At 47.0% G+C, this 5,670-nt stretch carries 7 protein-coding genes; 6 read left to right on the forward strand and 1 reads right to left on the reverse strand.

The window, feature by feature from the left end; all coding sequences use genetic code 11:
• Positions 1–259, reverse strand: a 259-nt coding sequence (locus C0623_08160; protein PLX99989.1) for a hypothetical protein, incomplete at its 3' end; no start/stop codon positions are given.
• A gap of 212 nt (positions 260–471) precedes the next feature.
• Here C0623_08160 and C0623_08165 point away from each other — a divergent pair.
• From C0623_08165 to C0623_08190, 6 genes are read left to right on the forward strand one after another with little or no spacing between them, the layout of a single operon-like run.
• Entirely contained in the window at positions 472–1,650 is a 1,179-nt protein-coding gene (locus C0623_08165) for a hypothetical protein (GenBank protein ID PLX99990.1), read from the forward strand.
• Positions 1,647–2,759, forward strand: coding sequence for a hypothetical protein (locus C0623_08170; GenBank protein ID PLX99991.1), 1,113 nt, complete (start codon positions 1,647–1,649; stop codon positions 2,757–2,759). The genes C0623_08165 and C0623_08170 overlap by 4 nt, the downstream gene beginning before the upstream one ends.
• Entirely contained in the window at positions 2,743–3,402 is a 660-nt protein-coding gene (locus C0623_08175) for a hypothetical protein (GenBank protein ID PLX99992.1), read from the forward strand. Before C0623_08170 ends, C0623_08175 begins: the two co-directional genes overlap by 17 nt.
• Positions 3,399–3,740: a hypothetical protein gene (locus C0623_08180; GenBank protein PLX99993.1), complete on the forward strand. Its 342-nt coding sequence runs from the start codon at positions 3,399–3,401 to the stop codon at positions 3,738–3,740. The genes C0623_08175 and C0623_08180 overlap by 4 nt, the downstream gene beginning before the upstream one ends.
• Before the next feature lie 28 nt (positions 3,741–3,768).
• Positions 3,769–4,362 (forward strand): chemotaxis protein, encoded by a 594-nt coding sequence (locus tag C0623_08185; protein PLX99994.1) that lies wholly within the window; start codon positions 3,769–3,771, stop codon positions 4,360–4,362.
• 33 nt (positions 4,363–4,395) lie between these two features.
• The gene (locus C0623_08190; protein ID PLX99995.1) at positions 4,396–5,289 is read left to right on the forward strand and encodes a HAMP domain-containing protein; all 894 of its coding nucleotides are present in this window, start codon (positions 4,396–4,398) and stop codon (positions 5,287–5,289) included.
• The last annotated feature ends 381 nt before the right edge of the window (positions 5,290–5,670 follow it).

The raw sequence follows: 5,670 nt of genomic DNA on the forward strand, positions 1-5,670 counted from the left end.
TGTTGCGAGGGAGCGACCATGCCAGTTCGAGACCGGCCGAAAGCTCACGACTTGCAATATCATCCCACTGCAGTTCCGAAAGGATATTCGGGTTTGTTCCGCCAAGATGACCGGCAATATTCCAATCGAGTTGATCCTGACGCTGACCGGTCAAAAGCTCAAGCGAGGCGGTGAATGCCGACGATGCCGCCGGCCAACCGGCAGAAACCAGAGAAGTTGCAAAGAGCAGAAATGCAGATTTCACGAAAAACTTTATCATTGTCTTTCCTCTTAAATATTCTAACAAAAAAAACACTTACCAGTTAATACATCATTTAATTCGAATATTATTGATAAATTGCCCGTTCTTTTTCAGGATAAAATGCAAGTTTATATTAATAAATACTTACATAGCTAAATATTTCCAGATACTTATATTAAACATACACATTTGAATAACTTTGATTTACATAAGGACAGTTTTTAAATATAATGCTGTTTTATTTCAATGAAGGCACAAAATGCAATCAGGGCAATATGCAACCAGAAATAAATCATGACAATCAGTATCGGCAATGCCAGTCTCCAGCTGCCAGGACAGAAACACCCTGGTGCTTTGCCGGTGTACTTGATCGACTCGAAGAAGGTGTTCTCATCATCAGCACAGCACTCCCTGGCATTACATATTGCAACACCGCCGCTGGTGAAATCCTGACGATCTGCGATATCAATCTTGACTTTGACGACATCAAAACTTTTCTTGAAACCAAAGGTATCGACCTCTTTCAAACCGATAACCAGCAGCAAAGGACAATCTTGCACCGAAATCGTATCCTGGCGTTAAACCTCACTTCCCTGCCAGACCGAAGCCTGTTCATCCAGATCAAGGATATCACCGAACAGAAGCGCCTGGAGTCAATCGCACAAACCGTTAACACCATGGATAATCTCGGGTTCATCTTCTCCGGGATTCGCCACGAAATTGGTAATCCGCTCAATTCCATTAAAATGACAAACAGCGTCCTGCAGAAGAATCTTGAAACATTTACGCGGCAAGATATCAGCCGTTATATTGACCGGACGACATCAGAAATTGCCAGGATGGAGTATTTGCTGAAATCCCTGAAAAATTTCAGTATGTATGAAAAGGTAGACTGTTCTCCGCATCGTCTCGAAAAATTCCTGACGACACTACTCGGACTGATCAAACCTGATCTGCAACAGAAAAAGATTGCGATCGACTGCGATCTCCCACCGAACCATCTTAAAGTCAGCATTGACCCTCGGGCCCTGCACCAGGCAACTCTCAATATTATTACAAACGCAGCAGACGCTTTACTCGGACACCCTGAACCACTCATTTCGATCAAGGTCGAACTCGACAAAAATGAACAAATCGTCTGGTTAAAAATCAATGACAATGGCTGCGGAATGTCCGGAGAGCAGATAAAAATGTTGTTTCAACCCTTCTACACCAACAAGCCCCACGGCAATGGACTGGGGCTGGTAATCACCAGAAAGCTGCTGACCATGATGCAGGCCAGCCTTGAAATATCGAGTGAGATTGGCCAGGGCAGTTGTGTCCGCATTGGGCTGCTATTAGCCGATGATATTAATCAGCAAGTTGTCGCAAACGACAACCGGCAGATGTTTGAACCGATAAAAGGATGACAGCTATGCATACGATATTAATCGTCGATGATGAAAACCCGTTTTTGCTCAGCCTGAAAGATGGCCTTGCCTCTCACAATGACCAGCTCAACATCCTGATGGCCAACGACGGAGAAGAAGCGGTCCGCATAATTCAGAGGAATGAAATTGATCTGCTGGTTACCGATCTGAAATTACCGATCATGGACGGTTTTGAACTGCTTGCTTACATCAACAGCAACAATCCTTACATGCCGGTGATTGTGATGACGGCATTCGGAACCTCGGAAATCGAGGAGCAGCTTTCCGACATCAACGCACTGCATTACCTCGAGAAACCTCTCGACTTCGACATGCTTGTGCAAACCATCGATGCGGCGCTGACCAAAGATACCAACAGCTATATTCGAGGCATTACTCTCTCGACATTTCTACAGTTGATCCATATGGAGAATAAAAGCTGCAGTCTGTCAGTACATTCGCGTGAGGAGTCAGGTGAACTTCATATCGAAAATGGCGAGATGATCCACGCATCTTCAGGTGAGTTGACCGGCAAGGAAGCTGCTCTCAGGATCATCGGCTGGGACAATACCGAAATCGAGATGAATGCGAGTTGCCAAAGTGAAAATCGTTCGATTTCCGACCCGATCGGTTTTATTCTGATGGAAGCCCACCGGATCAAGGATGAAAACAACCTGACCAGAACTGATGACCGTCCATCATCGGCCTCACTGATCGCCGACAATATTCCTGTCGCCCAACAGGAATCATCCCTGCTCAGGTTCCTTAAAAATTGCAGCGATATCAAGGAATATGCAATTTTTAACGAAGGCAACCATCTTGAACAGATCAGCACCACGCCCTGCAGTCTGGCCAATCTCGACCCGGCCTACTACCTTTCGACCTGTTCCTCTGCAGGCAGCCTTTCAGGAGAAAGCAAATTGAACTATCTGCTGTTCACGACCAGCGATAATCAACGTTATATGATTCTCGGTTGGTGGAGCCAGCGCGCCATCCTTTCCCTGCGCAGTACTGCCCAACCGACGAAGCTCTACCTGGAGTTGCAATCGATCATGGAAAAAGAGATCAGCACCCATTACCGAAGAGGCCCCGATGCAACAACTCATTAAGGATATGAAGGCGATTCCAGGTGTTATCGGCGCCTGCACCTACCGGTCGAAAGATGGAATCACCTATAACAATCTACCCTCCCTGTTTCGTGAGGATCGACTGCATCAAACCGCCAAGCATCTTGCAAAAATCCACGCGTCCGGTCGACTCAACTTTCCGGAGCTGATCGAAACATTGGTCCATTATGATGAATCGATAGTTGTTTTTCGCCAAATTGATCTGGATGAGCATCTCATTACGATTTGTGACCCCGGAATCAATATGAGCCTGTTGTCAATGTCACTGAATCTCGCCATCGAGAATATTCCACATAAGAAAGCACCCACCGAAACGCAAATTAAAGCACAGGGCACCGACAAAGCGGCACCTGACATCCAAAAGCTGATGAACAAGGGACCGATGGCGCAACCGCTGCAGGCGATGCTAAAGCTTCTGACAAAGATAATCGGACCGATGGCAAAAATTATTTTTGAAGATTCTGTGGCTCGATGGGTCGAGAGCAGTGAAAACAACCGGGGGAGCCTTTCGAAGCTCCTTGAAATCATCTGCCAGGAGATTGGCGATAACGAAAAAAGTGAAGAGTACAGAGCGCTTGTCCGACAGAAAATGACATCCAAAAACAGGAAGCAAAAGGACTCATGAGAGTGAGTAACCTGGTACGTGCTGTTGCAGATATCGAGGAAATCGAAAACTACGTTCTTGTTGGACAAAATGGCGAAATCATCGCACCCGACATAAAAAACCGGGATGACATCGCTTCGTTGGTGACCCACTGCAACCTCGGGGCATCCCGAATCAGGGAAATTATCGGTTTCAGCCGCCTTGAGCAACTCACTTTCAATCGGATCGATAATCGTAATTTCTTCATATTCCCGGCTGTTGATTCACATCTCGGCATCCAAAAGATCGCCGGAGTCGACAGTGAACGGTTAGCAAAAGAGATTACAGTAATAATTAACGATCTGGGCAGCATTGTCTGAAGATGCAGTTTATTACCGGAGACATAAAATGACTGAAAATCGACTCCTCCTGACCCTGATGGCACTATTTATTTTAATGGTAAGCTCCATTGCGCCGGCGGCACAGGACCTTGATGAATTTGATATCAAATCAAAAAAAACCGCTGAACGCTGTGCCGAAGAGATTGTCGATCAGTTTGAACTTCTGCTGACCGGCGGCCATCTGACCATGGCTCAGCTGTTTGACACATTTTATATTCCGATCCCGGGAACCGATCCACAGAAGTTCCATACGCAATATGACAAGTTGACCGATGGCATACTCCGCCCGATTCTCGATAAATATCTTGAATCCGAATCACGATTTATTTTTGTCGTCGCCGTCGACCGTAACGGCTATCTGCCAACACACAACTCGAGATACTCTCAACCGATGACTGACGACAATGATCACAACACCAAATGGAACCGGACAAAAAGAATTTTCAATGACCGTACCGGATTGGCCGCGGCCCGCAACCGGGACCCGTATCTGTTGCAGCGTTACAGCCGGGACACCGGTGAAATCATGACTGACCTGTCAGTACCAATATTCATCAAAAAAAGACATTGGGGCGCTCTACGCATCGGTTACAAAAAATAACAACCCTTTAAATATCGAAGCAGGGAGGAATTAATGTTTAATCGGATGGGAATCAAAGTGGCCGTCATGGTCAACCTTGTGCTGTTGATCGTTATTGCAGCCGGCTCTTATTACATCATCACCCAGCAGAGTAACAGCCTTGAAAATCAACTTCTCGAACGGGGAAAAATTGAGTCAATTGTTGGCGCCAAGCTGGTTGGCAAGGTCATTGAAGAAGCCATCGATAACGGCGTTTTCAGCGTTAAAGACGCATTTGATAAAGCCTATGAGGAAATCCCGGGTTTTGATCCGCCAAAGTACCACACCAAGTATGACTTCTATCTCGACAAGGCAATCCTGGCCATGGAGGATGAGTTCCTCAAAGATGAAAGCGTCGTCTATGCCGTCACCGTCGACACCAACGGTTACCTGCCGACGCACAACACCCGCTACCAGAAAGCGATAACCGGCGACCAGAAAAAGGATCTCGTCGGCAACCGGACCAAAAGAATATTCAATGATCCGGTCGGCATCAAGGCAGCCCGTAATACAGAGGAAGCATACCAGCAGGTCTATTATCGCGATACGGGTGAAGTGATGTGGGATATTTCATCGCCGATCTATGTAAAAGGGAACCACTGGGGTGGCTTCCGGATCGGGTTCTCACTTGAAAAGACCATTGCTGCGCAAGCGAAGCTCAAGACAACCCTGATTACGATCATGGGTGTGATCTTGATCATTTCGCTCATATCTGTATTTGTCGTGGTCAGCCATTCGATGCGTCCGCTTGAAGAATTCACCGAGATCGCATCCGATCTCGCCGACGGAAAAGTCGACCGAAAAATCGAATCAAAATCGAACGATGAAATCGGCCGGCTCGCCGATGTTCTTGAACGACTCCGGGTCAGCCTCAAGGTAGCAATGGAAAGGTTGAACAGACAGCAATAAATCCTGTAGCTTCTTTGGCAGGCGTGAGATAACGCAATAAAAAATGTTCTTCGCAGATGAGAGTGAATACAGCATTAGACTCCCCCTTCAGCTGACTCAGGACAGGCAAAAAGAGTCAGGTAGGGAGGACACGATCCGACTTTCAGGGAAGTGTCCCCTGAAGACTGAAGATAATAAATCCGCGCGGTCGCGGCCGCGCACTCCGCCATACTCTTTTATTGAGCCATAAAAGAGTATGCAGAAAACGGCTCCCTGGCCGGGGGCTTTTTGTTCCGACTTAAATATTTCTGTTCAACTGTGCTATCAGGGAGTTTGCCTTGAGGCAAACGCAGTTCGACTCCGTGGCGGTTGCGGTCGGGCTGCGGTGCAGTGACCGTGCTG

The organism is Desulfuromonas sp., assembly GCA_002869615.1.
Taxonomy (GTDB): domain Bacteria; phylum Desulfobacterota; class Desulfuromonadia; order Desulfuromonadales; family UBA2294; genus BM707.

Excerpts from the sequence above, each read along its gene's own strand:
- C0623_08185 (PLX99994.1), top strand. The coding sequence starts at position 3,769 with ATGACTGAAAATCGACTCCTCCTGACCCTGATGGCACTATTTATTTTA.
- C0623_08175 (PLX99992.1), top strand. The coding sequence starts at position 2,743 with ATGCAACAACTCATTAAGGATATGAAGGCGATTCCAGGTGTTATCGGC.
- C0623_08165 (PLX99990.1), top strand. The coding sequence starts at position 472 with ATGCTGTTTTATTTCAATGAAGGCACAAAATGCAATCAGGGCAATATG.
- C0623_08180 (PLX99993.1), top strand. The coding sequence starts at position 3,399 with ATGAGAGTGAGTAACCTGGTACGTGCTGTTGCAGATATCGAGGAAATC.
- C0623_08170 (PLX99991.1), top strand. The coding sequence starts at position 1,647 with ATGACAGCTATGCATACGATATTAATCGTCGATGATGAAAACCCGTTT.
- C0623_08190 (PLX99995.1), top strand. The coding sequence starts at position 4,396 with ATGTTTAATCGGATGGGAATCAAAGTGGCCGTCATGGTCAACCTTGTG.